Raw genomic sequence first — 2,809 nt, forward strand, 5'->3', positions numbered from 1 at the left:
AATTTGCTTTATAATTCCATTGGGTGTTTGAAGTTTAACTTTGGCATTGTCTTGTCGCTCTATGAAAAAGCCAAGGAACTCTTGCTTATAATTAAATAATGAATCCCCAAAGGCAAATAATTCCGTTGACTTCATCATTTTATTAGGATAGTCAGAAACTTGAGTAACATTTACCACATCTGCGGTAACGGTATAGGTTACCTTTGAAAATAAGGGATAAAAGGCATGAGAAACGTTCAGATTGATGTTTTTATATGCTTCATTTTTATAAAGCGGTCTGTTTTTGATCATATTGTCTTTTGCTCTTTTCAAGAGTATATCTGTACTATTTCCTCCAAAACCCCAAAAGTAGCGTACGCTAGCTGATCCTATGGCTTGATCTTGAATAGGAACGGGCTGACCGTAATCAAGAGAAACGATTTGACCTCTGTGTACAACCGCACAAGAAAACAAACTGATAGGAGCAAGGAGGATAAAAAGGTATTTTAAAACTTTGATTTGCATTTGATTTACGTGTTTGAGTTATACTACGAAAATATAATTTTCTTTGGAACGATGCACGAATAGATAGGGTTTGAGGATGTATACTTGAAATGGAGGTTATATGGAGTAGAACATAAAAAGGTGCTTAACAAAGCACCTTTAAATTGAAATTATTCTTTAAGCTTTACTAATAACCTTGGCTAATTTTTTCAAATCTTTACTTTTAAGTTTGTGTGCCATTCCTGTATATTCCGCATAAATGATATCTCCAGATTCACCATTAATAACGTTGATAAATTGGTCGGTATTTGCCTTTATGTACTGAATGTAATAAATCGGTTCTTTGGCGTTAACAACCATTTCATCTAATTCTTTTTGTGTAACGACCTTTATTTTGTAGGGATATTTGCTAAACAATTCTTCCTTCGAAGCAGGTTTCGAATCTTTCATGTTATACCTATTTGTTTCGATTAAAAACTCTTCTGTTACATATAAAACCTCCTTCTTCAATTTTTTCACTTCAGAAGTGTTTTCAGAGGTAAATAACCATCTGTTTTGCCCCTTACTGATGTATTTGTCTATGGTTTGCAATGCATTTTTTAAGTAGGCTAAATTCCAATTTCTAAATTCGGACTCTTCGTAGGCATATCTTGCTAGCTCGTTGATGTCATCCTCTGCAAATTCTGATGCTTTTCTATACGTTTCAGCCGTTGGGAAAAGATTGACTCTTGCAAATACTTCTTTTTCACCACCATCGAACATATACAAAAGTAAGTTTAAGTAAGTTTTTTCGGTAACAGTTCCGCTACTCGAAATTTTTACTTTGTGTAATCCGTTGATGGAGAAAAATGAGTGTTCATCTTCATTCCATTCTCCCTCAACAAACTCGTCGTAACTCACAAATTTCAAAGGGGTGTAGTCCCAAGCTTCATTGAGGGTTTTCTTAAAGGTTTCTAAATTTTCTTTGTCAGAGTTTTGGTAAACAAAAATGGTTTCAGTTGCTCGGAGTTCCTCCAGTTTTTCTTTGTCAAACTCTTTGTTTTTAACGGTAACCCACTCTTTTGGACCTACGTTGATTTGTGCTACGGCACTTAGACTTAGGAAGGTTAGTAATAAACTAGTGATTTTTTTCATTGGTATAGATTTGTTAATGTTGAAGGACTAAAATAGAATTTTCTTTGGAACTTTAGGGGATAGAACCAATTTTAACCAGGGAGCAGGCTAGGATTTTTAAGGAGGACCAAAGGGGATGTTTACTCTTATAATAAAGACGATAAGGAGATTGTCTTTTTCATATTAGGAGTTTAAAAACGCATCAATTCCCAACTCACAACTTCTTCAAACTCCTACCTCCAGAAGCCTTGATGAAAGCCTTTCTATCCTTGTCCAAAATATCAGAAGATATCAGTTCATTTTGTAAGGATAATTCCTGGAAACGTTTGTCGGCTTTTTGGGCCAAGCCATCAATCTGTAAAGCACGCTGGTTAAAGCCCAAGAGTTTTAAACTGTCTAATTTTCGCAAACGAGATAAAGCTACGTATCCTTGACCTTTTTCAAAAGTTGCACTCAAATCTACTTCGGCAGCATCCAAGGTCATTCCCTGACTTTTATGTACCGTAATGGCCCACGCTAAACGCAAAGGAATTTGGTTGTACCATGCCAATTCATTGCCTTGCTCATCATCTATGGTCCATTTTTCTGGCGTGGCAGTTATTACTGTTCCATCAAGCAATTTTACTTTCGGAAAACCAGTTGATTCAAAATCGAAAACTTCTCCCAAAGAACCATTGATGTATCCTTTTTCTGGCGAATTCTTCACAAACATCACTTTGGCTCCTTCTTTTAACGGTAGTTTATCATAAGCCAAAACAGAACGTTTGAGTGTTTCTATCAAGGCTTGCTCTCCAGAACTTGTGGCCCTGAAATTTCGTTTACGACCGGGTAGTTTATCGAGTTCAGTTTCATTTAAAGCATCTACATCTATGTTGTGCGTATACAAACGGGTAGGAGTAATCTTTTCGTCAAATTGCGTGTAGCTCGCCGCTTGTAGCATTTTAAGTTCGTGCTGACCAATCGTGTTATTTCGTAAAGCATCCAAAATATTCGCCAATGGATCTTGGTTTTGTCTGTATTGCTCCGTCAAATAACAAGGGTGGAAATCTGCTTCTCCCCATAGGGTAGACATAAAGCAAAACTTGTCCCTACTCATTTCATTTTCCGTACCAATAGGAGGGAGCTGAAAAAAGTCTCCACACAAAACAACCTGCATGCCTCCAAAGGGATTCTTGTTTCCCTTGAACATACACAAAACCTGGTCAACCGCCTC

The 2,809-nt window shown here is 36.8% G+C and carries 2 protein-coding genes and 1 pseudogene; all 3 read right to left on the reverse strand.

Annotated elements, in window-relative coordinates:
* Positions 1-504 (reverse strand): DUF6567 family protein (locus AC22ZQ_RS13985; protein WP_318959380.1); only part of this gene is annotated, 504 nt, incomplete at its 3' end.
* A gap of 156 nt (positions 505-660) precedes the next feature.
* Positions 661-1,617, reverse strand: a complete 957-nt coding sequence (locus AC22ZQ_RS13990) for a hypothetical protein (RefSeq protein ID WP_318959381.1) — start codon at positions 1,615-1,617, stop codon at positions 661-663.
* A gap of 193 nt (positions 1,618-1,810) precedes the next feature.
* Positions 1,811-2,809: pseudogene (locus tag AC22ZQ_RS13995) on the reverse strand (PIF1 family ATP-dependent DNA helicase); the annotation flags it as partial.

The sequence above is a fragment of the Lishizhenia sp. genome (assembly GCF_057456495.1).